Origin of the sequence: Psychrobacter sp. PG1 (assembly GCF_014897815.1) — a bacterium.
Classification (GTDB): Bacteria; Pseudomonadota; Gammaproteobacteria; order Pseudomonadales; family Moraxellaceae; genus Psychrobacter.
This window is the reverse complement of sequence record NZ_JABUZG010000052.1, coordinates 1-26,712: the sequence shown is the minus strand read 5'-3', so window position 1 is coordinate 26,712 and position 26,712 is coordinate 1. Positions and strand designations below refer to the sequence as shown.

Below are 26,712 nucleotides of genomic sequence, written 5' to 3'. Positions count from 1 at the left end.
ATATAAATACTAATAAAAAATAGTTGTTAAACTATTACTGGTATTAGAAATTTATTTTGACTTATTTAGTATGAGATAGCACCATACGCTTGTACATACTAAGTGTACGCTTGTTTAGTGACGATGTGTAACTGCAACTCACAAGGCTTGCTGTTTAATTAAAAGCAATTACTTGGTTATAAGTTGCTCTCACTTACTCTCGGCATTCGGTTCAAAAATTAAAAACTCATTAGATAAATATCATCTCTATAAAGTACCGTTTTAAAGTACCTTTCCTAAAACGCATTAAAGTAATTCTTTACCTGTGAAATAACCATATTTATTGCAAATTTTATAAGGTTTTTTTTATAAAGGCTTTGTTGCATCAGCTTTTTGTTATATATCTGTTATGATAACGGCGTATTTTTTGCGGTTGCTGGTTGAATAACCATTAATCGCTAACATGCGTTTTTATTTTAGCGTCTTTTTACACTGTCTTTGGGAAAATAAGGACATTTTATGTCAGAGCAAAAATTAGATAGCCATCTTCCTGATGATGGCAATGAGTATTTATTTACCGATACCTTTCCAAAGGGTACTGGTAAAGGGTTGATAGTGGTCGCTATTGCGGCGGTTATCAGTATGATTATTTATAATGTATTGCCATTCGATATCAATGCCAATAAGGGTCTTGCCTTATTGTTCTTCATCGGCGTATTGTGGCTAACGGAAGCGTTGCACGTCACGATTACGGCACTATTGGTAGTCGTGGTTGGTGCCTTAGTGGGTATACCAGAATTCGATGCCGAAATAGGCTTACAAAGCTTTGCCAATCCGACCATTTATTTGTTTTTTGGTGGTTTTGCTTTAGCGGCAGCCTTGCATGTGCAGCAGTTGGATAAAAAAATTGCACTGAAGATTTTATCGATGTCAGGCGGCAAATTAAGTACGGCGGTGTTTTTGATATTTGGCGTGACCGCATTTTTATCGATGTGGATATCGAATACCGCGACGGCGGCGATGATGTTGCCACTGGCGCTCGGTATTTTAACGCAAGTTGATCGCGAAAAAGACCGTGGTACTTTTGTATTTGTACTATTAGGTATCGCTTATTCAGCAAGCCTTGGTGGTCTAGGTACGATTGTTGGTTCTCCGCCAAATGCTATCGCTGCAAAGGCGCTCAATATTGCTTTTGTGGACTGGATGAAGTTTGGTGTGCCGATGATGCTGGTATTATTGCCGCTATTGTTAGGCGCGATGTATGTGTTTTTGAAGCCCAACCTGAACCGTAAAATTGTACTGGTTGAAGATGAGCCTATTGTATGGAATAAACCTCGCGTAGTGACGATTATCGTCTTTATTGTCACCGCATTGAGCTGGATTTTCTCCAAAAAGATTGGTGCTGCGCTTGATATTACGGATACTGACGCGGTTATTGCCTTATCAGCCGCTGCCGCTGTGGTCAGCTTAGGCTTGGTATCGTGGAAGCAGGTGTCTGATAATACCGATTGGGGTGTACTCATGCTGTTCGGCGGTGGTATCGCCCTATCGACGATTCTGAAAGTGTCAGGTGCCTCTTTGGTATTGGGGGAGACGGTCGCGAATGCGTTGTCTTCTGCACCGCTTATCGTGGTGATGATTGCGGTATCAGCATTTATTATTTTCTTGACGGAGTTTGCTTCTAATACCGCTTCTGCCGCCCTGCTGGTTCCCGTATTTGCTGCCATTGCAGAGCAGATGGGTTTACCCCACGAAGTGTTAGTATTGGTCATCGGTATTGGTGCATCTTGTGCCTTTATGCTACCCGTTGCGACACCGCCAAATGCGATTGTCTTTGGTACGGGATTGATTAAACAGAGCGAAATGATCCGTACAGGTGTCATTCTTAATATCATTGCTACCTTTGTCGTCGGATTGTGGGCTTATTTCTTCTTAATATAGTTTAGCAATCACATTAATCATAATTTATGAAACCCAATGTCTCAATAATCACGAGCCATTGGGTTTTTTTGTTTCTCTTTTCTGTTCCTTTTTACGGTTAGTCGATGTATAACATAGTGATTTGTTAGGAAAATAAATAGGATGGCGCACTCTAACTCTAATAATAAGCAATTAAATATTATCGCGGCTATTTCCGACATTCATAGTAATGTTTTCGCGCTTGAAGCCGTGCTGACTGATATTAAACAGCGCGATATTGATCAAATTGTTAATCTGGGCGATATTCTATACGGACCGATTGCCCCTAAAGATACCTATGCGCTCTTAATGGCACAGCAGAACGATATTATTACTATTCGAGGTAATCAGGATAGACAGATTTATGAAGCGACAACGGCGGAGATTGGCAACAACGCAACCATGGCTTTTATCATAGAGGACTTGCCTAAAGCAGCGGTTAAGTGGCTGCAGAATTTGCCGTTTGATTGTCATTTGAGTGAGAATGTTTATTTGTGCCATGGGTCACCAACCGATGACATGGTATATTTGTTAGAAAATATTGAGACGGGTCAGCCGACCTTACGTGATAATCTAGATATTTTGGCACAGCTTAACGGTATTGGCAGTTCAGTGATCATATGTGGTCATACTCATATTCCACGTACAGTCACGCTATCGACAGGTCAGATAATCATCAATACAGGTAGCGTGGGTTACCCTGCTTATAAAGATGATTTGCCTATTTTGCATAAGATGCAAACCTATTCGCCCCATGCCAGTTACGCGATTATTAAATGTGTTGATACTGAACAGGGTAAATACTGGCAAACTGAGCATATCAAGGTGCCTTATGATTATGAAGCTGCGGCTAAATTGGCTTCAATGAACGGTCGTAAAGACTAGGCGTTTGCACTGAGAACAGGGCGAGTATTGCCTTGATGAGCAATTAAATATATAAGTATCAGGATTTTGCCTATTTTTAGCATGATTTATTAAGTTGCAAGCTATGATATGCATCAATATCTCTATGACCACACCAAGCCTCTTTCAATGCGGGTAGCGCTTGAATATCTATTTGCCTAAAAAAACCGTCTACATTAAGCTGTCGATAATTTGGTCCTCGCTCCATTAGTTGATTAGAAAATAAAAAAAAGCTTGCAACTGGCGTCTCGGAATGGCTATAGATATGAATACTAATAACATTAGCTCCCTCTTTGCCGCCTAGACCTTCACGCCAAAAACCATGGCTTTGACTGTTTATCTCATCGACTATGGCTTGCATTTTTTCAGGCTGATGCTTTGCGTCGTAAGATAGTAGAATAGGGTTTGAATAAGGGTTCTCAATTTCAACTTTGCTGATGTCATGATAAGTAGCTCTTGATGTTAAGCTTGATTCTTTATTTGTACAGGAAGTCAAACACAACACTATTGGCAAAAATATAGTCGCTATAAACGTCAGCTTAATAGCTATCAGAATGCCCATATTGATCCTTTTTATATGATTTATCTAACATCACACATTTTACTCAGAAGTTATTAACGTACAAGGTAATTCTTTATGCCAACACTCTTTATGGTACAACTTGGTGGTCGCCCCAAAGGTCGTTTGATTGAGCAGCACGATATTTTCTTTGGTGTGGCCAATCAGGTGCGCGAGCTGGTAGACGATATCAATCACCACTGGCCAGAAGTCAAAAACAAATGGCATATTGATTCATACAGAGCGATTACCAAAGTGGGAAACCATACTGTTAAATTGATCGAGTCAAACAATCAAACAGCGAATGATAACGGTTTAAAACTGTTCTTTATTAATTTAGGCGGCTATCAGCAGGGGAGTTTTGAAGAGTTTCATCATAAACTGCTTATCGTCGCTGCTACTCAAGCAGAGGCTATTAAACAAGCCAAACAAAGTACATTTTATAAAGAATTTACTTTTAAAGATAAAGACTCACCTTTTAATGCCGCATCGCACATTGATGATAAATTTCAGGTAGATATCGATGATATATACGACGTGAACGACCTTGTCTCAAACATACAGATTTTAATTGAGCCTACGATTCATAATAGTCACGAACTTACAAATACTGATGAAGATAAAGAGTATGTTGGTTATCTAAGTATCAAGAATTTAAGGAAGTTATTTTAAATTCATTTCATTTTTAGTCTCATCATTTAATTAAGGACACACCCTAATATGGCTTTAAATATGTACTATAAAAATGGAATGATTCGCAAATCGCGTTGCCAACTCTCTGATGAGCTATTACCGACCCTTTATCAGATTCATGATAATGCTAAGTTTCCAAAACTCACTTGGTTGATTGATAATGTGTATGAAAATCCTCAGATTCAACCTGATGTCGCACAAGCATTAGCTGATGAAATGGTAGCGTTTGAGAGGTTAATACTTTCGCTGCATCTACCTTTTCTTAGGCTGCCATTGCAAAAGTTGCAGAATTTCTTTACGGGGGCTGCCATTCGTCAGCAGATTATTTATACAAGCAGCGTTTGAGCTTACAAATAATTTATTCACAAAAATAAAATAGGGCTGGCAGGTTTGAGAAATTTGATAAAATGTCACTACTAAGCCACGAATTTACGAACCTTTTATGATCTATCAATGCATCACAGAAGAGGGTGAGCATTTACGTTTGGATGTGATTAATAGCGATATTGGTTATATGCTTAAGTATTATTTCGCCACCCAAGGCAATACTTTAAGATTAGAGGCGTAGCAAGCTGCTGAGGATACCTATTATACGACTCTTTCTAGTGGTACTAATCTCGTTATGCGGGATCCGAATAATTACTATGAGCTGACACAGTTTGAAGATAGCGATACCTCTTTTTATATTATTAGTGCCATCACTGGTCAGGAGATGAATCATTTTTCTTGTGAGAATAACTCAATTGAAAAGGATCAGTATGCTTTGATTGCTCAGATGGAGCCGAAGCATTTTAAATTTAAGCCTATGACTAATGAGCTTAGAAATATTTTGACTGAGCGTTTTGCAAATAGGCAATAGCCTGCATAGCTGCCAAGCAAACACTATAACCACCTTGAATCACGCCCAAATTACCCTCATAATCTAACCACTTCCAAACAATAAATAGCCTAAGTAAATATGCCGAATACTTCTAAGAAAGCCTCAGTTATGCCGACTGAAAACAACACCAATGAGCTTAGATTCGATGAATTAAGTAAATTAGCAAACACAAGTGACGATAATTCAAATATGACAGAAAACAGTAATGAAGCGTCTTCACAACCTGATATGGTTGTTGATTTACCAGTACTCGCTAAAGACAGTTATTATTTAAGTCGTCTTGAGCGTGAACTGGAAAGGGCTGCCGTGGCTAAAAATAAAAAAGTTTCTGACGATAAAGCGGATGATGGGCTAACTAAAAAACGTGCGCAGTATGAAAAAATCAAGACCCGCTCACAGCAAGCGGTGCAGGCACGTATGGATAGTATTCCAGAAAAACTGGCAGAAAAGCTGAATCTTGATTTGCCCGTGAGTCAACGTGCAGAAGATTTAGTACAGGCAATTATTGATCACCAAGTCATTATTGTTGCAGGGGAGACAGGTTCTGGTAAGACGACGCAATTGCCGAAGCTTGCAATGCTGGCAGGTCGCGGTATCACTGGGCAGATAGGGCATACCCAGCCTCGACGATTGGCCGCGCGCAGTGTGGCAAACCGTATCGCTGAAGAATTGGGCGAGCAGCTCGGTAATACTGTCAGCTTCAAGATTCGCTTTAATGAGCAGGGTACGGCGCAGTCTGTTGTTAAGCTGATGACCGATGGTATCTTGCTGGCAGAATTGGGTCACGATAGATTCTTAAGTAAATACGATACTATCATTATTGATGAGGCGCATGAACGTAGCTTAAACATTGATTTTATTATGGGTTATCTGAAAAAACTGCTGCCCAAGCGCCCTGATTTAAAAGTGATTATTACCTCAGCAACACTTGATACCAAACGCTTTAGTGAATACTTTAGCCGCTATGATAATAAGCTAAAACGCAACGTACCTGCGCCTATTTTTAATGTCGAAGGTCGTAGTTTTCCAGTGGAAGTTCGTTACCGTCCCCTCACTGATGAGCCAGTCAACAGCTCGGACGATGATAGCTACGATGACTTTGAAGAAAATCTGCCACGTGCGGTCGTTGCCGCCGTCGAAGAATGCTTTAGCGATGCACAAAATAAAGGTCATGCTGACCAAGCAGACATCTTGATATTTGCCGCCACAGAAGCTGAGATTCGTGAGCTGCAAGAGGTGCTTGAGCGTCATGGACCCAAGCACACCGAAGTGCTGCCACTATTTGCACGGCAGACTTATGAAGAGCAGCAGCGCATCTTTCAACCGTCAGGTCGTGGTCGGCGTATCGTTATTGCGACCAACGTTGCCGAGACCGCGCTGACCGTACCGGGTATCCGCTATGTGATTGACTTGGGTTTTGCGCGGATATCACGCTATTCGTATCGCTCGCGCGTACAGCGTTTACCGATTGAGGCGATCTCGCAAGCGGCTGCCAATCAGCGTAAAGGTCGCTGCGGTCGTGTTGCGCCGGGTGTTTGTATCCGTCTTTATAGTGAAGAGGACTTTACCGGTCGTCCAGAATTTACCGAACCTGAGATTTTACGGACCAATCTTGCATCCGTTATTTTACAGATGGCCAATCTGCGCTTAGGTAGTGTTGATGATTTTGCCTTTATCGAGCCACCCGATAGCCGCTTGGTTACTGATGGGCATAAATTGCTTGATGAGTTAGGCGCGATTACCTCTAAAAATGAAGTAACTGCTGCTCATCAAACCAATAAGCCAAAACCAAAAAAAGGTCTCGACCATTTAAGCCTGACGCCAACTGGACAAAAAATGGCGCGTATGCCAATCGATCCAAGGCTAGCACGTATGTTGGTTGCGGGCAGTGATTTTGATTGTATCCGTGAGATGCTGATTGTAGTAGCGGCTCTTGCTGTACAGGATCCACGCGAGCGTCCTGCCAATAAACGCCAGCAAGCGGATCAAAAGCACGCGGAGTTTCGTCAAGATGACTCCGACTTTTTATTCTATTTGAGCCTGTGGAAAGCGCTGTTCGAAAAGGATGAAGATGGCAATAAGCTGTCTGGCAATCAGCGTAAGAATTTTACCAAGAAAAACTATCTGAGCTTCCCGCGTGTACGTGAGTGGAATCAAACCCATCGTCAGTTAGTACAAATGGTCACAGACCTTAAGCTGACGGATGTTAAAGAGGTAAAAGCTTCCGATAAAGGAACCGATAAGAATGCTTCTTTAGAAAACATGACCAGCGACCCTACCGCGATCGAAGATGAAGAACTCAAAGCGGTTAAATATGCCAATTTACACCGCGCATTATTGACAGGTCTATTGTCTACGATTGCGCATAAAACTGAGAATCGTGGTGAATACTTAGCGGCTCGCCAGCAAAAAGCCAAAATCTTCCCAGCCAGTACGGTATTTAAACAAGTACCACCTTGGGTCATGGCTTTTGAAGTGGTCGAAACCTCGCAAGTCTTCATGCGCACTGTTGCCAAAATTGAACCAGAGTGGATTATCTCAGCGGCAGGTGACTTATTAAAGTATCACTACTTTGAGCCGCATTGGTCGAAGAAGACTGGACGAGTGAAAGCCTATGCGCAGATTAGCTTATTTGGGCTGATTATTATTAGTAAACAGCTGACCAATTATGAGCAAGTGAACTTAGTTGAGTCACGAGAAATATTCATTCGTGATGGTCTGGTGACTGGTAATTTGGGGCGTCAAGCGCCATTTTTACAGCATAATATGGATAAAATTGCCGACATTGAACGCATTGAAGATAAGTTACGTCGCCGTGATTTGTTGGTTGATGAAGAAGCACTGTATCAGTTTTATGATAAAAAAATACCTGAGCATATTGCCAGTCGCAAAGCCTTTGAAGATTGGCGTGCCGAGGTTGAAAAAACTGATGCCAAATATCTATTCTTTACCGATGATGACGTGCTCAATAGCCAAGCACCGACCACAGGCGATTTCCCAGAAGTGTGGAAATTGGGTGATTTAAAACTACCGCTACGTTATGTCTTTGATCCGTCTAGCGATGATGATGGCGTGACCATTCGTGTGCCACTTGCCGCGCTACCGCAGCTTGATGCGATCGAACTATTGTGGGGCGTACCCGGTTGGCGTTATGAGCTAGTATTGCAGTTGCTTAAGTCACTACCCAAAGACATTCGCCGTCAAATTGTACCGATTCCTGATACAGCTGATTGCTTGTTTGATGAACTGCAACCTGCTGGTGGACAAGGATTGCTCAAGCAGCTTTGCCAAGCGCTCAATCGTCGCGGCGTTATGTCAGTGACGCCTGATAGCTTTAATCCCTCTAGCATTGATCGCTATTTACAACCACAAATCTGTGTGGTCGATGACAAAAACCGAATTATCGAAAAGGGTCGCGACCTGCAAACGCTACAGATTCGTCATGCCTCTGAAACCCGCCAAGCGGTGAATGAACAGCAAGGTACGCATACTGAATTCCCTGAGCATTTTGCCTTTAGCAAAAATCATCATAGTGCAGGGGTGGTGATGAAGCAGTTTGCTGCTTTGGTTGCAGATGCGTCAGGTGAAGCGGTATCTATCCATCAATATACCGATGTCAATGCCGCGTTACAGGCGCACCGTATCGGCGTTTTGACCCTGATAAAAGGTAAGCTTGGTGCGAAGAAAAAACAGCTGACCAGCCAAATTGATAAGATATTTAAATTGGCATTCGCGCCACTTGGTGATATGGAGAAGCTAAAAACCATCGTCATCGATGCGGCATTGGACGCGTCGCTTGAAGAGCATTATGTGTTATTCGATCACAGTGCTGATTTGCCTGAAAGCGCTGATGATACTGCCGTAGCGCTTGCTGAAGAATTGCCCTTTACGCCAAAGGAGTATGAAAAAACCTTGGAAGTGGTGTCGGGTAACTTTCTATTGACGGGACAAAACGTCATAAAAATTCTTAAAAATGTCTATACCCGCTGGCAACGTATTCGTCAAAGCTTACTCATGCTCGATCGAGAGGTATTTGGTGAGTCTATCGAAGATATCGAAGACCAGTTAGAAGATTTGCACTTGGCTGATTTTGTTTATCGTATGGATTATAACCATTGGCAGCAGTATCCGCGCTATCTAGAGGCGCTTGAAATTCGTATCGAACGGCTTGAGCACAATCTCGAATCTGATCTCGAAGGGGTATACGCGCTTGATGTGCATATGGAGCGGTTGGCAAATCGCGCCAATGATAAAGCCATTAATGAGTATCGCTGGATGGTCGAGGAGTATCGTATTCAGCTATTCGCGCAACCAATGAAAACCCGCATGGCAGTGTCACCGAAGCGCCTAAACAAGATGTGGGATAAGATGAGTTAGGGTAGCGTTAGATTTTCAAAACTTGCTAATTGACAGCATATGACAATTGTCTTGTATAGCTCTTTAATTTAGTCGATAATATTTGATTAAATGAAAGAGCTACTATTTTTTATACCAGAGTTTTTTGGTCGTTACTTAATATATTGATGTAGGTTTTTGAGCAGGATGAAGAATAATGATTAAAGGTAAATTGATAATATTAGCATTTGCATCAACTATATTTATGAGTACGGGCTGTGATGAAACACAAGCCAGTAATAATAAAAATGTGAATGTATTTGCGCCAACAAGCGTAGAAAAAGAAGTGCAGTTACGCGGCAGTTTTAAAAGAAGCTTTGAGATTCATGAGTTCGTTTCTGATAACATTATTTACTATGTGTCAGACCCAAAGCAATTATTAATTAAAGATTCAAAAAGTCTCAATCAAAAAGGCTATTACAAATATTTCGAAACTTGTGTCATTGGTAACATTAGCTCCATCGGTCAATACGGGCCTCTAGGCAAATATCAAAATCAAATAACTATTCGTGAGATTTGCGCGTAGCTTTGATAGAGTAGGTTATCGAATGGATACCCTACTGATTTTAAGTAATTAACCTTCACTCACAACCGACAAAAAGGCTGGATTAGCAATTGCTAACCCAGCCTTTTTTTATTTAATGCGCATTAAGGCATTTGATTAACTTCTGGATATACTCTATTACTAGGAGACAAGATGTCGTCTAGCATCTCTTTATCCATCAATTTTTCTTCTAATACAATGTCATAAACACTGCACTCATTTCTTGTGTTCTTCTCACGACAAAAGAAGACGCATCATAACCAAGATACAGGTCTTATCGTTTTATTCATCTCATTAAATTGATTTTAAGTATCATTGTCTTTTTGCGAAGGATAAATCTTTTATGAAACAAAAAAGCAAAGGTGGCGTCATGGAGCCTTTGCTCTAAAATTAGTGGCTGATCTTTTCTGTCAGCACACCCATACTATAAAGCACGAATGCTATAACGGTCAGTGCTACAATAAATGGCGTGAGTATCCAAATCACCACGTTGATCAATAATGAGGGCAATAATCCATTAAATAATACCGTGTTTGGTGTAAAAAAATCCGTCATGACATCGACTGCACGCTTAGCTACGGGGAATAGCAAGGTGCTTAGTGCCAGCATATAAATATACTTGCTAAAACCAGGGTCGCTCATGACCACCATAAAATAAAACACCAAGAAATAAGTGATACCCAATGCCCAGCATTTGAGAGTATAGCTTAAACGAATCATGTTAGTGCCTCCCGAAATATTCTGACGATCACACGTAGAAAAATTATTATAATAGGTGCTAAATTATGAATATATATTATATGTTATAATATGAATATATAGACCAAGTCAACTGTTTTTTTTCTTGGGTAAGATATTTCGTCGTTTGTTTGGCTGGAAAGAGGGAGGGTGTAGGAATCTGTTAAACAGATAATTACATTGTGTACGCAGTTGCTTATGAAGCTGTCAAGACGCAGAGAGATTGCCTTAGTCAGAAACCATTATAGTAGGGGCATTATGGTAGAAGCATCATGCTAGACATTTAACTCGCTGCTTGGACTTACTCCAAATAACCGCTTATATTCACGGCTAAATTGGCTGGGACTTTCATAGCCTACTTGCATGGCGATTTGCGATACTTGTGCCTCGCCGAGTTGAATCAGCTGCCGCGCTTTCATCAATCGTAGGCTTTTTTGATATTGAAGCGGGCTTAGTTGAGTGATTTCTTTAAAATGTTGATGAAATCCCGACACACTCATACCGCAGCGACTGGCCAAATCTTCTATGATGACGGGCTCTTCTAAATGCGCTTTTAGCCAATCGGTAGCTTGGGCAATACGGTGGGTGTGACTGCCGTTGACCACCAGTTGCCGAAGCTTATGACCTTGCTGTGCTGAGAGCAGACGATAATAAATTTCTTGCTGAATTAAAGGTGATAAAAAATCTATATCATTTGGATAATTAAGCAAGTCTATCAGCCGTTCGAATGCGGTTAATATGGTGTCTTCTAATGGCCATTTTATACCTTGATGCTCATAATCGGCATTTTTCTGAGGGGGTATTTGCGCCATGACCTCACGAATGAGCGCCAGATTTAATTTCATAGACAATACGATGACAGGCTTCTCTACAGTGGCGTGTTTGATATGCATGCTTATAGGAATATTGACAGGGCAGAACATCAGACTGCTGTCATCAAATTTCTGGCAATCTGTACCTAAGTAAATTTCACGCGTGCCTTGTAAGACGATACATATGCTAGGTTCTTGGATATAGCTGACCGTCTTTCTTGGTCTGTCGGCACAATAAAAAAACAAGCCTGAAATGTCTGATTCGATGGTTTGGTTTTTGGGTAACATACTAAGTAGCTGCTCTACCGTTTTCGTTTTCATGATTTATGCTTACTTTATAATTTGCCTAATGATATAAATATTTATAGGAATAGGCAAGGACTCTGGAGTAATGCTCTACCGGATTAGCGTGCTCACTTCTATAATGATGGCATCAAAACGCAGTAAGATTGATTTGCAGCGTTTTGCACAATACCAATAACACGCCAATCCATAAGGAATATATGATGAAAATTTTCTATAAAACGCGAGCAACGGCAACGGGTGGTCGTTCTGGTCATACAGGTCTTGACGATGGTTCTCTAGGTTTTGATCTGGTCTCTTTTCAAGAAACAGAAAAGGAAGGTGTCAATCCAGAGCAGCTTTTTGCAATGGGTTATGCGGCTTGTTTTGATAGTGCTTTAAATCTGACCGCCCAGCAAATGAAACTGCCAATCACTGCCTCAAAAACCTCGACCCAAGTGGGTATTGGTATGAAAGCCGATGGTAGCTATAACCTAGATATAGATTTGTATGTTGAAGTGTCGGGCATTGATGACGCTCAAGCGCAAACACTGGTCGAAACAGCTCATCAAGTTTGCCCATACTCTAATGCTACTCGCGGTAATGTCGATGCACGTTTGCATGTGACCGTGGTTTAACGTTCAGCAGTAGTTAACGACTGATTCAACAGCTGTTCTAATAACTATAAACAAATATAAAAACGACATGACTTTCAACTGCTTGGGTACATAAAGTATTCAGGCAGTTTTTTATTGAATGATTCAATGTTGATCATTAAGATTAAATTATCAAGCATAAAAAGTTAAGCACAAAAAAGAGCCAGTAGTTTGACTACTGGCTCTTTCGTTTTCAATAGATTTGAATAAAAATATGGGTTTTATTCAAATAACCACCGCGTATTATTCATACTTGTTTCTAAGATTATTATAGTTGGCAGTTCACTTGGTATTGTTGACCATTGTCTGATTTGATGGTCATGATGCCGTAATCCGCTTTGGTGTGCCAATCGTAAGTGGTTTTAGGGTTAACATTATTCACATAACGAGCGCCAGAACCTGATACCGCTTGCTCCATAGTGATTTTTGCATTGGTCAAGCCAACTTTAGGCAAGGTCACGTTTAGGTTAGCAGTCTGACCGTTTGCAGTGTAAGCAGCAGTGAGTTGACCGTTGTCTTCACAAGTGAATGATTGGACTACTGGCTGAGTATTGGTCTCTGGGGTCGTGGTTGGTGCATTAGTAGCGCAGGCAGACAATAATAGAGCAAAAGGTGCTACGGCTAATAATTTTTTCATAATATGCCTCAAAAGTATCGGTAAAAGTAGGTTGTTACTTCAAGCAACATGATACCGTAGAGAATGTAACTTCATGTTGTGTTTGAGGGCTATGGTAGTAATCTTATCTGTCTTTTTTATCACTAAGCCTCTATTAGTTTTAAATAACGAATGAGAATATTTCACGTAGGGGCTTTTTCTCTATTTAAAATAAATACCAATACTGCACCCAAGATAACCGAGCTTGCTATAACGAATGGCAATGTCAATTGCTCAGATAAAAATACCACGCCTAATATCGCAGCGAGTATAGGGACACACAGTTGTACAACTGCTGCTTGAGTGTTTTTTAACAAAGGCATGGCCATATACCAGATACTGTAGCCCATACCAGATGCGATCGCTCCTGATGCACAGGCCAAAAGTATTCCTTTTATAGTAATGTCACCTAAATTGATGTTTTCCAAGCCTATATTTTCTAGATAAGTTATGCTTATCACTAACAGTAGGGGCGCTGCTATCAGACTCCGAATGAAATTAAAACCTGTGGCTCGCAGCGGTGACACGCATGATTTGCCGCGTATGCTATATATGCCCCAAGCGGCACCACTGATTGCCATAAGCACCGCCGCCAGTAACGAAGGCACCGCTGCTGACGGTAGCATCAAATAGACAAACCCTGCTACCGCTACGATAAATGCCAGCCATTGTAAGCCGCTCAATTGCTCTTTCTTATAGATGCCCCAACCAATCATCGTCAGCTGAACCGCTGAAAATAGAATCAGCGCTCCTGTACCAGTATCCAACTCTACATAAGCAATCGAAAAGCATAGCGCATAAATCACTAAGCTCACGCTGCTTAACCAGCTACCTTTGTCGTTTAAAATAGCAGTGTGAGCAATACTGTCAGGATCTCGCGCGTGCTGTCGTAACCGATAAGCATGAATGGTCATGATAATACCTAGGCAGACAGCAGCGCTCAGCAGGCGCAGAATGGTAAAGCTCCAAGCATCTATATGACCCTCTGCTAACGCCATCCGGCAAAAGAGAGAGTTTGCAGCAAAGGCGATTAATGCAATAACGGTGTAAAAGGTGGCTTTCAAAAATAATTCCTACAATAAAGAAGCTGGTTTTTTAATAAAATAGGCAAATTCGACTTTTAGGGATGTTGTTATTACCGCTTTTTTACTAGCAAAAATACTGGCTGAAGTGTGAAAACTCAGTTGCTAGTTGCCAATTGGGAGATTTCTCACAACAGATCATATTTTATTGCACTCGCAGGCAAAAGTATTTTTTAAATTGGACTGATGATAGTTGAATTAACAATAAAGGCTGACTACAAAAGTGATGTGATGTGGGTCAAGCGCATACTCAGAACGATTGCTTAAATGAATTGTCGTAAATTAAATAAAAACAATAGATAGGAAAAAGTAATATGGATTGGGCAAGTATCTTTATTCATGACACCACTTGGGCATTTGCGCTTGAGATATTGGTGCGTGTCAGCGTCATGTTTGTACTGATTATTTCGTTTTTGCGTTTGACGGGCAAACGCGGCGTCCGTCAGCTGTCAATCTTTGAGTTGACCATTATTTTATCATTGGGCTCTATCGCAGGTGACCCTATGTTTAACGAGGATTTGCCGATTATTCAGGCGGTGCTGGTCATGAGCGCCGTTATCCTGCTTTATCGATTGTGCACGTGGATCATGATGGAATTCCAACCTTTTGAAGATCTGTTAGAAGGGAAGTCGCTCTATATTGTAGAGGACGGAATGCTGGTACTCGATAAGATTAAAAAGGGTAAAATGTCTCATGATGAGTTTTTTACTGAGATGCGCCAACAAGGGGTCGAGCATTTGGGTCAAGTGCGTACAGGCCTGCTAGAGACAGACGGTAATTTTAGTATATTGTTATATCCGCCTGAAAACACTGGCTATGGTATGCCGCTTTTCCCTAAGCAGTATCAACCTGTCGAAGAGATAGAGTCAGAAACATATTACGCATGTATGCATTGCGGCTATGTTGATCATATATTTGACCCCAATCAGCTCTGTGAACGCTGTGAGAATGGATGTCGAGACTGGGCGAAGGCCTTGAATAGTGAGATCATTAGATGATAATAAATAAGATGATTGCTATATTGAATTATCTATGAGTAGATCGAGCGGTCTTATGTTAGCAGGCTTAATAATAGCCAATGATACCAACGTAAGACAGCCCTAGACTAAACGCTTTTAACATGCCCTATCTGAGTTAGGCAATTTTGTACCAATCAATTTTACGCGTCATGACCATCACGCAAGCGAGTAGCACAAAACAGAAGACAGCACCAAGCAATAAATTCATATCTTCGGTGGTTAATATGCCGAAAAACGACGCATACAATCCTGCCAGTGTGACAGTGAAAATCGCCGCTCGCTTGACGCCGCCCAGTACGTAATAAGCATACCAACCAATGAGTCCAACACAGGCGCTGGCAGCAATGGCATACGCTTTCCAAAAGACAATTTGCTCAGCAAGTGGTAATAGTAAGACATAAAACACAAACAGCGCGCAACCGACCAACAGATATTGAACAGGGTGAATACGGCTGGATTTAATTACTTCAAATAAGAAGAAAGTGCCGAATGATACTAAGATTAATAATAAGGCATATTTCATCGTTCGTTCAGTTTGTAGATACACATCATTAGGCTCAGCAAAACTCACACCAAAGCTGTTCAGGCGCACGTTTCGATAGCTATCAGGTATGGTAGTAGCTTCTGCTGTAGCAGCACCTTCCATTGCTATAAGCGCATCACCAGAAGCCATTGACTGGCTGTTGTTATCAAGAGTGGCTTGACTGGTGACGACACATCGGTTGTTGGCGATGCTGACACATTGCGACAAATCTTGATTGTTGGCTATTGTTAAATACTGATTTTGCCAACTGGCTTCAAAACCTTTAGCGGTAAGTTTTTTAGCATTGGGGAGCGCCTTACCAATAAAGTTTGGCGCATGCCAATTACTGCGCATCGTTAAGTTAAAGTTTTGTCCAGTCGGTACAGTGTTTACATTGCTAATACCAGCTAACGGTAAATCAATGACGATTTCTGTACTGGTCAATGACTCGCTAGCACCGTTCGTAGCAAGGGTGTTATTGCCATTCTGCTGGCTCGTTATATTTTTTACTGAACGCTGTAATATATCTTGCGGAATAGCTACTTCTACATAGGTCAGGTTTTTCAGCAGCGCTGTCTGAGGGTAGGTTGCTTTCATCGGTTTGTTATCAATGGTCACCGTTGGTAGCGTCGCCACGCCGCGCAGATCTGATACTGGAATAATCAATTTTGCTGCATTCCAGTGGATGATGGTTTTTTCGGGCTGGGTGTTATTTTTATTGGTGGGTGTGTTGATGGAGCCTTGTGCGTCACTAGCTGTGCTCGTAGTGTCATATAAGCTGCTGATGGCTTGATCAAATGTATAGCGTTGATCAAATGTCAATGCACCATCATAACTGGTCGCATGATAGATGCCACGTTTATAGGTATCAGTGCTGACTTCAAGATCTTGTATGGCTTGGGTCTGACTGGCAAAGACAATTTCATTTTTTGAGTAGGATGGTGCACATTTACTGGTTGTTTCAAGTGCTGTAATCTGACATTCAGGCGTAATTGTGGTAGGGATGATGATAAATGGGGTGATGACTTCTTGCGGATTGACGTGCTGCTGGGCAATTTCTTTAACCACCGACGCGGCATAATTTTGTCGTTCGTAGATGACTGAGCCAATCATACCGAGACCGATGGCAAAAATAATACAAAGCCCGGCGATGATGGACAATTTAGTCAATAGTGTTTTTTGCATGAAAGCTCCTCATATGAATCTTTAGTCCAAAACTGTGCATATAACAGTCAGTAGGTTCAAAGAAGAGCATAGAGGAGAGATGAAGAAAAAATATGTAAGAACGATGGAGAGTGTGTGGAAAAATAAGCCTTAGTGTTTTCTGATATCAGTGTTTTTTAGTATCACCAACCACTTTATCCATAATAGCAAATAATAAGCCAGACAACACGAAAGTCATATGAATGATGACTTTCCACATGAGTTTGTCCGCTTCACCCTCACTCAATTCATTAGGAATATCCATAAACGATTTTAACAGATCAATCGCAGAAATAGCGACGATGGCACCAATGACTTTTAGTTTTAGACCAGAAAAATCTACTTTGCCCATCCAACTAGGTCGATCAACGTGATCACCAGTGTCAATTTTTGAGACAAATATTTCATAGCCACTAAATATGATAATTAATAATAAACTGGCTACTAAAGAGAGGTCGACCAACACTAATATATTAACAATGACATCTGATACAGAGGCGCTAAATACAGTATTGAACATCATGACTGTTTTTTGAATGAACTTTATAAATAATAAAATAATCCCTAAGACCAGCCCTAAATAAAAAGGCGCTAATATCCAGCGGCTGTTAAAGATGGTTTTTTCTAGGTATCGTTCAATATTTTTTAGCATGGACATCTCTTAATGCTCTTAAAGGTTGTAGGTCATTTACTGATAACGTGGTATAGGATGGATTTAAGAAAGCCATTCGAGCACTTGTTGTACCCGCTCATCTCTATCACCACCTATGCGATGAAATGGCTTTTGGTGACGGGTCAGCTGACTTTCAAAATAAGCACTGATTTCATCACGTTGATGTGGGCTATCTCTTAGGTCGTCGGCTACCCACGGGATATCAACTTCGGTTAATAAAATCAAGTCATAATGATGCGTTAAGGCCGCATTGGTGAGCGCTTTAGGGCAATCACCATAATACCAATTAGAATAAACCATTAACTCAAATAAACTGGTGTCACAAAATAAATAATGGTTGTGATCGCTTTGAGCCGCTTGTGCGGCGAGTTTATTTTCTAACTCAATTTGACCTTGTGCAATAGGGAGTAAATCCTCCCAAGTGCAAGTTAGGTGTTCCTTATCCCATTTTGCTTGTAGATAGGTGCGCATGTATTCTGGCACCCAAGGGCAGCCAAAATGCGCTGCCAAGTCGCGACATAGCGTGGTCTTACCAGTGCTCTCTGCCCCTAGAATAGCGACATTGATGACCGATTTAGGCGTATGCTGCTTTAGGTTGCAAGCGGTAACGTCGTTGCCATTCATAGTAAGCCCAAATTGCGATAAGAGTGAAGACTACGTATTGTAGCGCAGTAAAAGTGAGACCTTTATAAAAGTATAGCGGGACTGAAATAGCATCGGCGATTATCCAGAGTATCCAATGCTCAATTTTGCGCCGCGCCATCAGCCACATCGCCATCAAAAACAGCGCGGTGGTCAGCATATCGGTGTAATCGACCCACGTAAATAAATGCAAACCTAATACCGCGCCATCAAAACTAAAGTTATTATTGATGACTGGTCTGAAGTAATACACTAACGCGACAAAGGCAATAGTTGCCGAGGCTAGTAAGGCGAGTATTGGCAAATCTTTTTTATCGAGATGTTCTACTTGAATAGCATTCTGAGCGTTAGTCCTTGCTAACGACTCATTTTGCTGCTGACCAGTAGGGTTGATATAGTCTTGCTGTTTTTTTATGGCTGTGTTTTTCTTACTTTGTGTCCAATTGATCCAGCCATATAGACTCATCACCGTATAGTAGGCATTGATAAACATATCGCCAAATAACTGCCATTTCCACAACAGATAGACAAATATAGCGGTGCTGACGAGACCTATCGGAAATACCAAAATATTGGTTCTGCTGGCGAGTAAGACACTTGCTACCCCAAATATGACAGCAATCAATTCCAGAGCAATAAAGACAGTGGGATAGTCAGCGTATTGTCCAAATAACCAGTTAAAAATTTCTACCATGAGTATTCCCAAATATGAGCGGGTTTTATGTCTCGCAGTTTTATGCGCTCGAACTGTGAACGTGTCGCTAGCAAAGTGCGCCAATTATAACGTAGCTGCTCCAAAATGAAGTCAGGACTTTACTTATTTTTCGCAACAAACAGATTATTTGTAACAAAGTATTAGAAAAATAATTATATTCAGGCATAATAAAGGCTCTGATTTTAAGTTTACAGTTATTCACTGAAATCAAACGACTGTTATTTTTCCACTTTTATGCTTATCCCAAGCCCTATAGTAGTAGACAAGGAAGCTTATCATGACGACTTGTATCACAGGCACTGGCCTGTATATTCCGCCTTATAGCATCAGTAATGAAGAGCTAGTAGATTCATTTAATAAGTATGTTGAGAATTATAATGCAAAGCATGCTGACGAGATAGCAGCAGGAACTTTGACTGCCCTAGAGCCTTCTTCAGCGGCCTTTATCGAAAAAGTATCTGGTATCAAATCACGTTATGTGATGGAAAAGGATGGTATTTTAGATCCTGAAATCATGGCACCAGTGATTCCTTATCGTCATTTAGGTGAAGAGCTGTCTATCATGGCAGAAATGGGCACTGCGGCTTTGAAAGACGCGCTAGCAGATGCGGGTCTTGAGGCGAATGACCTAGATGGTATCATTCTTGCCTGTTCAAACTTCCAGCGTACTTATCCTGCGGTCGCTATCGAGATTCAAAATGCAATCGGTATGATTGGTGGTTTTGCTTATGATATGAACGTCGCTTGTAGTGCCGCGACTTTTGGTCTGTCGCAAGCACACGGTTCTATCGTTTCTGGTCTGGCTAAGCGCATCGCTGTGGTCAACGTTGAGATTACCTCAGCGCATCTAAACTGGCGTAACCGTGACAGCCACTTTATCTTTGGTGATGTCGCAACAGCATCTATCGTCGAAGAGCTAGACACGCCAAAAGGTTATGAGATTCTTAACTCTAAGCTATTTACCCAGTTTTCGACCAATATCAAAAACGAATACGGCTTTATGGATCGCTCAGAGTTCTTAGCGGCACAGACTGAGATGTATCCAGACATTAAAGAGCCAGTCACCGACAAGCTATTCTTACAAAATGGTCGAAAAGTGTTCCGTGAAGTCTGTCCAAAGGTTTCAGAAGTCATCACCGAGCATTTACAAGAAAACGATATCGAAACGTCTGATGTTAAAATGATGTGGCTGCACCAAGCCAACGCCAATATGTTGGATTTAATCCTACGTACTGTGATTGGTAAAGAAGCAGATAAAGCGATTGTGCCAAGTGTCATTGCTGAATTTGCTAACACCAGTTCAGCCAGTCCGATGATTGTTTTCCATCGCTATAAAGATGAGCTGGCATCAGGTGATTTGGGTGTTATCTGCTCATTTGGTGCTGGTTACTCTATCGGTTCAGTGTTGGTACGTAAGGTTTAATTTTTAAAGTAAAACCTGTTACTAATAAAAAATAGCTAAGAGCAACCTTAGCTATTTTTTTGTCTGTTATTTTTGTTATGAGCATTTAATCACATTATTTAAGCAATATATTATTCAAGAATGAGGCGCTATTTGCGAATATAACGGGAAGAATGCCTAGAATATCGACAAGAATGCTTAGAGGTTTTAATTTACCTCGAAAAATTTGCTATAATCACGGTCTTATTCCTCTCATCCAATTAAAAGTCCTTTTATGAAAGAATCCTTACGCCTGCGTTTAGACCAGATGGTAGACCGTTATGAAGAGGTCACCGCCTTATTATCAGATCCTAGTATCATCAGCGATAATAATAAATTCCGTGAATTGTCTGTCGAGCACAGCGACTTGATGGATATCACTACTTTATGGCAGAACTATGTGCGTGCAGAAACGGATCAGGCTGATGCAGAGGCTATGCTGGCTGATGCTTCAGATCCTGACATGAAAGAGATGATGCAAGAAGAGATTGATAACGCCCGCGAGACCATCGTAGAGATGGAAGAGGCCCTCAATGTCATGATGCTACCAAAAGATCCAAATGATAAAGTGCCTGCTTTCTTGGAAATTCGTGCGGGTACAGGTGGTGATGAAGCCGCGATTTTCTCTGGTGACTTGTTCCGTATGTACCAAAAATATGCGCAGACACAAGGCTGGACAGTGGAAGTATTGTCTGCAAGTGAAGGAGAGCATGGCGGTTATAAAGAAATCATCACTCGCGTATCAGGCAACAGCGTGTATGGTCGCTTAAAGTTTGAATCAGGCGTACACCGTGTGCAGCGTGTGCCTGAAACCGAAAGCCAAGGTCGCGTGCATACCTCAGCTTGTACCGTGGCGGTGATGCCTGAAGTTGAGATTGATGATACAGTAGATCTAAATCCAGCCGATATCCGCTTTGATACCTTCCGTTCAAGCGGTGCGGGTGGTCAGCACGTTAACACCACTGATTCAGCCGTACGTTTGACCCACATTCCAACGGGTACCGTGGTAGAGTGTCAGCAAGAGCGTAGCCAACATAAAAACCGTGCGCAAGCGATGAAAATGCTGATTTCAAAGATTCAGCAAGTCAAAGTACAGGCTCAAGTTGATGCCGCAGACACCATCCGTCGTGATTTGGTCGGTAGTGGCGATCGTTCAGAACGCATTCGCACTTATAATTTCCCACAAGGTCGCATGACCGATCATCGTATAAACCTGACGTTATACAAGCTTGATGCCATTATGGAAGGCGACTTGGATGAGATTCTTGATGCACTGTTGCGTGAGCATCAGGCTGATTTGATGGCGAGTATTGGCGGTGAGTAATATTTAATAAATGTAGGATTTAGTTATTTATTTTATTCAAAGTGCGTGTTTAAAGGCATATTAAATGAATGTTTGTAAGCTGTTAGCTGCTACTTTTATGTCAAGTATTTTAATGTCGCTATCTGCTTGCGAGGTACCAAACAATCAGCCATTAAAGGATACAACTTCGAGTGGTTCGGTAACCAAAGTTGAAGAAGGGTATGAATCAAAACAGTTAGTGAATCCTCCAGTTGAGCAAAAGCTCAGCCAAAGTGAGTTGGATAGTATTTATCAGGTATTAGATGAGTATGAAGGATGTATTGGTTCGTTGATACCACAGCATGTTGAAGAAGCTTGTCAGTCTATAGGCGGGACTATGCAACCACAGGGAATGGCAGGTCGTTTCAGCTGTGTTCAACAGTACTCAGATGGCGGTCAATTCTGTACGGATGGCTCAGAATGTCAGGGAGACTGTAGAGGTTGGATGGATATGGAACAAACAGAAGGCGGCGATTTTGCAGGTCAGTGCGCCTATGACGACAGTATTTTTGGTTGTTATTCAATTATTAAAGAAGGTAAGCAAGTATCAGGTGGTTGCATAGACTAAGTAAAAGATTACTTAGTTTGTATTAGCCAGTTTAATGATCTCTAAAATGAAACATGAACCACAATTAAATTTTGAGAATTTTATGTCAAAGCACAATAATCAGAACCAAGACCAAACCCCAGTTGTAGAAGACGCTAACGAGCTGATTGCGCAACTGCAAGCCAAGCTAGACGATATCAGTGCTTCAGGCAAACAGCCGTATCCAAATACGTTTAAACGTACTGATTATGCGCAAGATTTGCAAACAGCCTTTGACGGCGTCTCAAAACAAGAAATTGAAGAAAAAGCGGCGAATGGCGAAAAAACACAGGTCAACGTGGCAGGTCGCGTCATGCTGAACCGTGGTGCCTTTATTGTTATTCAAGACATGACGGGTCGCATTCAGTTATATGTTGCACGCAAAGAGTTGGATCCAGAGACGTTAGCGACCATTAAATCATTAGATTTGGGTGATATTGTTGGCGTATCAGGCTATATCGGTCGCTCAGGCAAGGGCGATTTATATGTGCATATCGAAGAGTTTCAGTTATTGACTAAAGCGCTACGTCCGATGCCAAACAAGTTTCATGGTTTAGCTGATGTCGAAGCGCGCTATCGTAATCGTCATCTTGATTTGATGACCAATGAGACGACTCGTGATACCTTTATGATTCGCAGTCAAGTCATTAGCGGCATTCGCAAGTTTATGTTAAATGAGCGTTTCATGGAAGTTGAGACACCGATGATGCATCCTATCCCAGGTGGTGCGGTGGCACGTCCATTTGTGACGCATCATAACGCTCTAGATATGCCTTTATATCTGCGTATCGCGCCTGAGCTTTACTTGAAGCGCTTAGTGGTTGGTGGTTTTGAAAGAGTGTTCGAGATTAACCGCAGCTTCCGCAACGAAGGGGTATCAACTCGCCATAATCCTGAATTTACCATGATTGAATTTTATCAAGCCTATGCTGATTATCATGACTTGATGGATTTGACCGAACGCTTATTTAATGAATTGGCGATGGATATTTTGGGCACGACTGAGATTACTTATCAAGAAGAAGCCATCAGTCTAAAAGCGCCATTTATACGTTTATCTATGTCTGATGCAATTGCAAAATATGCTGAAAACTTCGATATGGCACGTATCAATGACCGTGAATATCTGGCAGAGTACGCCTCGACAACGCTTAAACAGCAAGTGAAAGAGGTGTTTGGTGTGGGCAAACTACAGACCATCATCTTTGAAGAAACCGCTGAACACCAATTGCGTCAGCCAACGTTCATCACTGAATATCCAGCGGAAACTTCACCACTGGCACGCCGTAGTGATGATAATCCTGAAATCACCGATCGTTTTGAGCTATTCATCGGTGGTCGTGAACTGGCAAACGGCTTTAGCGAGCTTAATGATCCTGCTGATCAGGCAGAACGCTTCCGTGGACAAGTCGCTGAAAAAGACGCTGGCGATGATGAAGCGATGCATTTTGATGAAGAATACATCGAAGCGCTGTCTTATGGCTTACCACCAACCGCAGGCGAAGGTATCGGTATTGACCGTTTAGTGATGTTGTTTACCGATTCTGCCAGTATTCGTGATGTGATTTTGTTCCCGCATATGCGTCGCAAGTTAGAAAGCTAGAACTGGTTTACTTGCCATAAATCCATACTGGGACTAAACTGAACATAAGAAAGCTCTTTTGCTTTCAATGGAATGGTCCCAGATTCTTTATGAGACCTCATTTATAGGGACATCATGGATACTCAGCACGCGTCACCCTCACTTTGGCAACAGATGATTCAACAAAGTTTCTTATCTTTGTATGAATTACCATCAGATAAAAAAACCAATCCTGAGCATTTTCAAGGTTATGATTTCGTTTTTGAGTTTTCTGGCGCTATCATTTATTTGATCGTCAATGATGTAGTGATGCAAGCGAGTAGGCAAAAAGTAGACAGCGCTCAAGTTCGTGAGTGGAGAAAAGAAGTCGTCAACCAACTAATTAAGCGTCACGCTCAGCTTTATCTAAAAAACGATAAGTCGATGGCAGAAAGTAATACCTCGACAGCTGGTAAGGATGTTTATTTCATTGGTTTAACGTCACTGTCTGTCACGCATCAAGATGATAAACCACAAGCATCCTCGCATACGGTTGATTATGAATATGGTAGTCAGTTTTTTGCTGAAGACTGTGTTTTAGATCTGGATGATGAGCAAAGTGTTTTACAAGTATTTAGCCATCAAAACTTTGTCGATATCATCAGCCAATTGGTTACGCCAAGCGATTTGTCCGCATTTTTAGACTTTCATCGCAGCCAGCTGACAGGGTTTAAGTCATTCCAAGACGAATCGACATTACTTATCCAGTTTTTACAGTCGCCTGACTTTCATCAAAGAGCGATTAGGGTGCAAGAGCAATTGATTGATAATCAGTTGATCGATCAGATTGAGCAACGTTTGCTCAAAGCTACAGAACCAGATCAGGCAGTCTTTGCCAAAGCACTAATGGCTGAGATTCAGAAAAATACTCGAATGTGGTACAAGCTGTTTAATAGTTTGATCAAACATTATTATGAGGCAGGTCAACCACTGCCAAAAGAGCCAGTCGATATTTTGGTCGATGAGTCAATGTATACTTATGCTTGTTTGGTTGAAAAAATCTTAGCTTACAAAACGATGGATCAAGACTCTCGCTGGAATGGTTATGTTTGTCATGAGCACTCTTATCACGTGTTTGGACGCCATTATCTGATGGTTTTCTATGCGCAAGATGATAATAGTTCGCTGAGTGCTGACAAGGTTCGCACGTCTCAACAAGACTTGTTGTTGGAGCTCAATGCTCAAATGCAGGATCCAGTGATGGATGATTTGTTTTTGATTGGCGTGGAGTTTAGACCTTGTGACGATAGCGTCAATACAGAGGTGCATTTGGATGCCTTTTATCAAAAAGGCTCAGTGATTGACGCCAATACTCAGCGCTTATATGAACGTTTAGCACAACTTCAAGCGCAGTTATAATCTAAACCTAATACAGCCTACTGGTTTGACACCCCATCTATATTTGTATTATTCACATTGGCATTTATTATGACGCAGCAATATCAAGTTTTAGCGCGCAAATACCGTCCCAAAAACTTTCACGAGTTGATTGGGCAATCACATGTTTCTCAAGCACTGATTAATGCGATTGATTATAACCGCCTGCATCATGCTTACCTCTTTACGGGCACACGCGGTGTGGGTAAGACCACGATTGCGCGTATCTTATCTAAATGTTTGAACTGCGATACGGGTATTACTAGTACGCCTTGCGGTGTGTGTGATAACTGCGTGGCAATCGATCAAGGGCGATTTATCGATCTTATCGAGATTGATGCGGCATCCCGTACCAAAGTAGAAGACACACGAGAGTTGCTGGATAATGTGCCGTATGCGCCAAGTCAAGGGCGTTATAAAGTATACCTGATTGATGAAGTGCATATGTTGTCGACACACAGTTTTAATGCGCTTCTTAAAACTTTGGAAGAACCCCCTGAGCATGTAAAATTCTTACTTGCCACGACTGATCCGCAAAAATTGCCGATTACCATTATTTCGCGCTGTTTGCAGTTTGTACTACGTCCGCTACCGCAAACGTTACTTAGCGAGCATTTGGCAAATGTTCTTACCCAAGAGCAGGTAGGCTATACGCAACCTGCGCTCTGGCAATTGGCCAGCGCCGCCAAAGGCTCGGTACGTGATGCGTTGTCATTGACCGATCAGGCCATTGCTTTTGGTCAAGGTGCGCTCGATGATGTCACTGTAAACGCCATGCTTGGCTTAATTGATGCGGCTGATCTGGTCAGTTTAATTACTGATATCTATAACCATGACAAATCTGCTGTCGCGGCTCATATAGAACAAATGCGTGCGCAAATGGTTGATGCGACGAGTATGTTTGATGGTCTTACTGAATTACTGCATCAATTGGCGTTGACTCAGCTGTTGCCTGACGTGGCACTAAATGTAAATGAGGCACAGGCGCAAGATATTAACACGCTTGCGCAGCATATGAGTCCAGATGTTCTGCAACTGTATTATGAGATTGTCGTGCAAGCACGTGAAGGTGTTAAGCTTGCGAGCACACCGATGCAAGCGCTGGAAATGTGCATTTTACGTCTGCTGGCATTTCGTCCGTTGCCAGTCGATGAGATATTAAATCATGCTTATTCTGGCTCTTTATCACCTGAAGTACCAACTATAGAAGATGGGGCATCTACACCTTCTACACAGTCATCGAATAGCCAATCGGCTTCTGCACCGCCATTACAGTCTTATGGCGTTGATTATCAAGCACGAGATAATGATGATTTACAAGTCAAAACCTATAACAATTTTGAGCCAAGTTTGGCTCAAAATGATGAGCAAAATCATGATGTATTAGTTACTAGCCCTGAACCAGTTGTTGAGCCTGAACCAGTTGTTGAGCC

The 26,712-nt window shown here is 41.6% G+C and carries 25 protein-coding genes; 16 read left to right on the top strand and 9 right to left on the bottom strand.

All coding sequences use genetic code 11. The features are described 5' to 3' along the window. The first annotated feature begins 498 nt into the window (after nucleotides 1-498). Both INT03_RS05660 and INT03_RS05655 read left to right on the top strand, forming a co-directional pair. Nucleotides 499-1,920, top strand: coding sequence for an SLC13 family permease (locus tag INT03_RS05660; RefSeq protein ID WP_060491069.1), 1,422 nt, complete (start codon nucleotides 499-501; stop codon nucleotides 1,918-1,920). 141 nt (nucleotides 1,921-2,061) lie between these two features. Next, the gene (locus INT03_RS05655) at nucleotides 2,062-2,823 is read left to right on the top strand and encodes a metallophosphoesterase family protein (RefSeq protein WP_193008038.1); all 762 of its coding nucleotides are present in this window, start codon (nucleotides 2,062-2,064) and stop codon (nucleotides 2,821-2,823) included. A gap of 76 nt (nucleotides 2,824-2,899) precedes the next feature. Here INT03_RS05655 and INT03_RS05650 read toward each other — a convergent pair whose 3' ends face one another. Next, entirely contained in the window at nucleotides 2,900-3,403 is a 504-nt protein-coding gene (locus INT03_RS05650) for a hypothetical protein (RefSeq protein ID WP_193008036.1), read from the bottom strand. A 75-nt stretch (nucleotides 3,404-3,478) separates the two neighbouring features. Between INT03_RS05650 and INT03_RS05645 the strand changes: the two genes are divergently transcribed. From INT03_RS05645 to INT03_RS05625, 6 genes are all read left to right on the top strand, one after another. Further along, a complete protein-coding gene (locus INT03_RS05645) occupies nucleotides 3,479-4,072 on the top strand; it encodes a DUF1543 domain-containing protein (RefSeq protein WP_193008035.1) in 594 nt (197 codons plus the stop codon). Between the two features lie 48 nt (nucleotides 4,073-4,120). Continuing rightward, nucleotides 4,121-4,438 (top strand): hypothetical protein, encoded by a 318-nt coding sequence (locus INT03_RS05640; RefSeq protein WP_193008033.1) that lies wholly within the window; start codon nucleotides 4,121-4,123, stop codon nucleotides 4,436-4,438. 97 nt (nucleotides 4,439-4,535) lie between these two features. Continuing rightward, the gene (locus tag INT03_RS15005) at nucleotides 4,536-4,661 is read left to right on the top strand and encodes a hypothetical protein (RefSeq protein WP_264298282.1); all 126 of its coding nucleotides are present in this window, start codon (nucleotides 4,536-4,538) and stop codon (nucleotides 4,659-4,661) included. Nucleotides 4,662-4,715: 54 nt separating this feature from the next. Next, nucleotides 4,716-4,952, top strand: coding sequence for a hypothetical protein (locus INT03_RS05635; protein WP_193008031.1), 237 nt, complete (start codon nucleotides 4,716-4,718; stop codon nucleotides 4,950-4,952). Nucleotides 4,953-5,162: 210 nt separating this feature from the next. Then, nucleotides 5,163-9,350 (top strand): ATP-dependent RNA helicase HrpA, encoded by a 4,188-nt coding sequence (hrpA, locus tag INT03_RS05630; protein ID WP_193008224.1) that lies wholly within the window; start codon nucleotides 5,163-5,165, stop codon nucleotides 9,348-9,350. A gap of 175 nt (nucleotides 9,351-9,525) precedes the next feature. After that, nucleotides 9,526-9,894, top strand: coding sequence for a hypothetical protein (locus tag INT03_RS05625; RefSeq protein ID WP_193008029.1), 369 nt, complete (start codon nucleotides 9,526-9,528; stop codon nucleotides 9,892-9,894). 408 nt (nucleotides 9,895-10,302) lie between these two features. Here INT03_RS05625 and INT03_RS05620 read toward each other — a convergent pair whose 3' ends face one another. Both INT03_RS05620 and INT03_RS05615 read right to left on the bottom strand, forming a co-directional pair. Then, nucleotides 10,303-10,632 carry a hypothetical protein gene (locus INT03_RS05620; RefSeq protein ID WP_193008028.1) on the bottom strand — a complete coding sequence of 110 codons (330 nt, stop codon included), beginning with the start codon at nucleotides 10,630-10,632 and terminating at the stop codon, nucleotides 10,303-10,305. 293 nt (nucleotides 10,633-10,925) lie between these two features. Continuing rightward, the gene (locus INT03_RS05615; protein ID WP_193008026.1) at nucleotides 10,926-11,783 is read right to left on the bottom strand and encodes an AraC family transcriptional regulator; all 858 of its coding nucleotides are present in this window, start codon (nucleotides 11,781-11,783) and stop codon (nucleotides 10,926-10,928) included. Between the two features lie 185 nt (nucleotides 11,784-11,968). On the opposite strand from INT03_RS05615, the gene INT03_RS05610 reads away from it, so the two are divergent. Next, entirely contained in the window at nucleotides 11,969-12,382 is a 414-nt protein-coding gene (locus tag INT03_RS05610) for an organic hydroperoxide resistance protein (protein WP_193008022.1), read from the top strand. A 286-nt stretch (nucleotides 12,383-12,668) separates the two neighbouring features. On the opposite strand, the gene INT03_RS05605 is transcribed toward INT03_RS05610, so the two are convergent. Both INT03_RS05605 and INT03_RS05600 read right to left on the bottom strand, forming a co-directional pair. After that, nucleotides 12,669-13,037 carry an MliC family protein gene (locus tag INT03_RS05605; RefSeq protein ID WP_193008020.1) on the bottom strand — a complete coding sequence of 123 codons (369 nt, stop codon included), beginning with the start codon at nucleotides 13,035-13,037 and terminating at the stop codon, nucleotides 12,669-12,671. Nucleotides 13,038-13,198: 161 nt separating this feature from the next. After that, complete coding sequence (locus INT03_RS05600) at nucleotides 13,199-14,119, bottom strand: DMT family transporter (RefSeq protein WP_193008019.1); 921 nt, start codon at nucleotides 14,117-14,119, stop codon at nucleotides 13,199-13,201. A 332-nt stretch (nucleotides 14,120-14,451) separates the two neighbouring features. Here INT03_RS05600 and INT03_RS05595 point away from each other — a divergent pair, with 332 nt between their 5' ends. After that, a complete protein-coding gene (locus INT03_RS05595) occupies nucleotides 14,452-15,135 on the top strand; it encodes a DUF421 domain-containing protein (protein WP_055125435.1) in 684 nt (227 codons plus the stop codon). Nucleotides 15,136-15,271: 136 nt separating this feature from the next. Here INT03_RS05595 and creD read toward each other — a convergent pair whose 3' ends face one another. From creD to pnuC, 4 genes are all read right to left on the bottom strand, one after another. After that, nucleotides 15,272-16,864 (bottom strand): cell envelope integrity protein CreD, encoded by a 1,593-nt coding sequence (gene creD, locus INT03_RS05590; protein WP_193008017.1) that lies wholly within the window; start codon nucleotides 16,862-16,864, stop codon nucleotides 15,272-15,274. A gap of 145 nt (nucleotides 16,865-17,009) precedes the next feature. Next, nucleotides 17,010-17,534, bottom strand: a complete 525-nt coding sequence (locus tag INT03_RS05585; RefSeq protein WP_045447433.1) for a TIGR00645 family protein — start codon at nucleotides 17,532-17,534, stop codon at nucleotides 17,010-17,012. Nucleotides 17,535-17,597: 63 nt separating this feature from the next. After that, nucleotides 17,598-18,179 carry an AAA family ATPase gene (locus INT03_RS05580; protein ID WP_060491081.1) on the bottom strand — a complete coding sequence of 194 codons (582 nt, stop codon included), beginning with the start codon at nucleotides 18,177-18,179 and terminating at the stop codon, nucleotides 17,598-17,600. Beyond that, nucleotides 18,130-18,891 (bottom strand): nicotinamide riboside transporter PnuC, encoded by a 762-nt coding sequence (gene pnuC, locus INT03_RS05575; protein WP_193008015.1) that lies wholly within the window; start codon nucleotides 18,889-18,891, stop codon nucleotides 18,130-18,132. The genes INT03_RS05580 and pnuC overlap by 50 nt, the downstream gene beginning before the upstream one ends. A gap of 298 nt (nucleotides 18,892-19,189) precedes the next feature. On the opposite strand from pnuC, the gene INT03_RS05570 reads away from it, so the two are divergent. The 6 genes from INT03_RS05570 to dnaX all read left to right on the top strand — a co-directional run. Beyond that, on the top strand, nucleotides 19,190-20,335 hold the full coding sequence (locus INT03_RS05570; RefSeq protein WP_193008014.1) for a beta-ketoacyl-ACP synthase III: 1,146 nt from the start codon (nucleotides 19,190-19,192) through the stop codon (nucleotides 20,333-20,335). 253 nt (nucleotides 20,336-20,588) lie between these two features. Further along, on the top strand, nucleotides 20,589-21,677 hold the full coding sequence (gene prfA / locus INT03_RS05565) for a peptide chain release factor 1 (protein WP_193008012.1): 1,089 nt from the start codon (nucleotides 20,589-20,591) through the stop codon (nucleotides 21,675-21,677). Between the two features lie 97 nt (nucleotides 21,678-21,774). After that, complete coding sequence (locus INT03_RS05560) at nucleotides 21,775-22,263, top strand: hypothetical protein (protein WP_193008010.1); 489 nt, start codon at nucleotides 21,775-21,777, stop codon at nucleotides 22,261-22,263. 82 nt (nucleotides 22,264-22,345) lie between these two features. After that, nucleotides 22,346-23,884 carry a lysine--tRNA ligase gene (gene lysS, locus INT03_RS05555; protein WP_055125441.1) on the top strand — a complete coding sequence of 513 codons (1,539 nt, stop codon included), beginning with the start codon at nucleotides 22,346-22,348 and terminating at the stop codon, nucleotides 23,882-23,884. A gap of 114 nt (nucleotides 23,885-23,998) precedes the next feature. After that, complete coding sequence (locus INT03_RS05550; RefSeq protein WP_193008008.1) at nucleotides 23,999-25,261, top strand: hypothetical protein; 1,263 nt, start codon at nucleotides 23,999-24,001, stop codon at nucleotides 25,259-25,261. Nucleotides 25,262-25,330: 69 nt separating this feature from the next. Beyond that, the coding region (dnaX, locus tag INT03_RS05545) for a DNA polymerase III subunit gamma/tau (protein WP_193008006.1) at nucleotides 25,331-26,712 on the top strand (1,382 nt) is incomplete at its 3' end.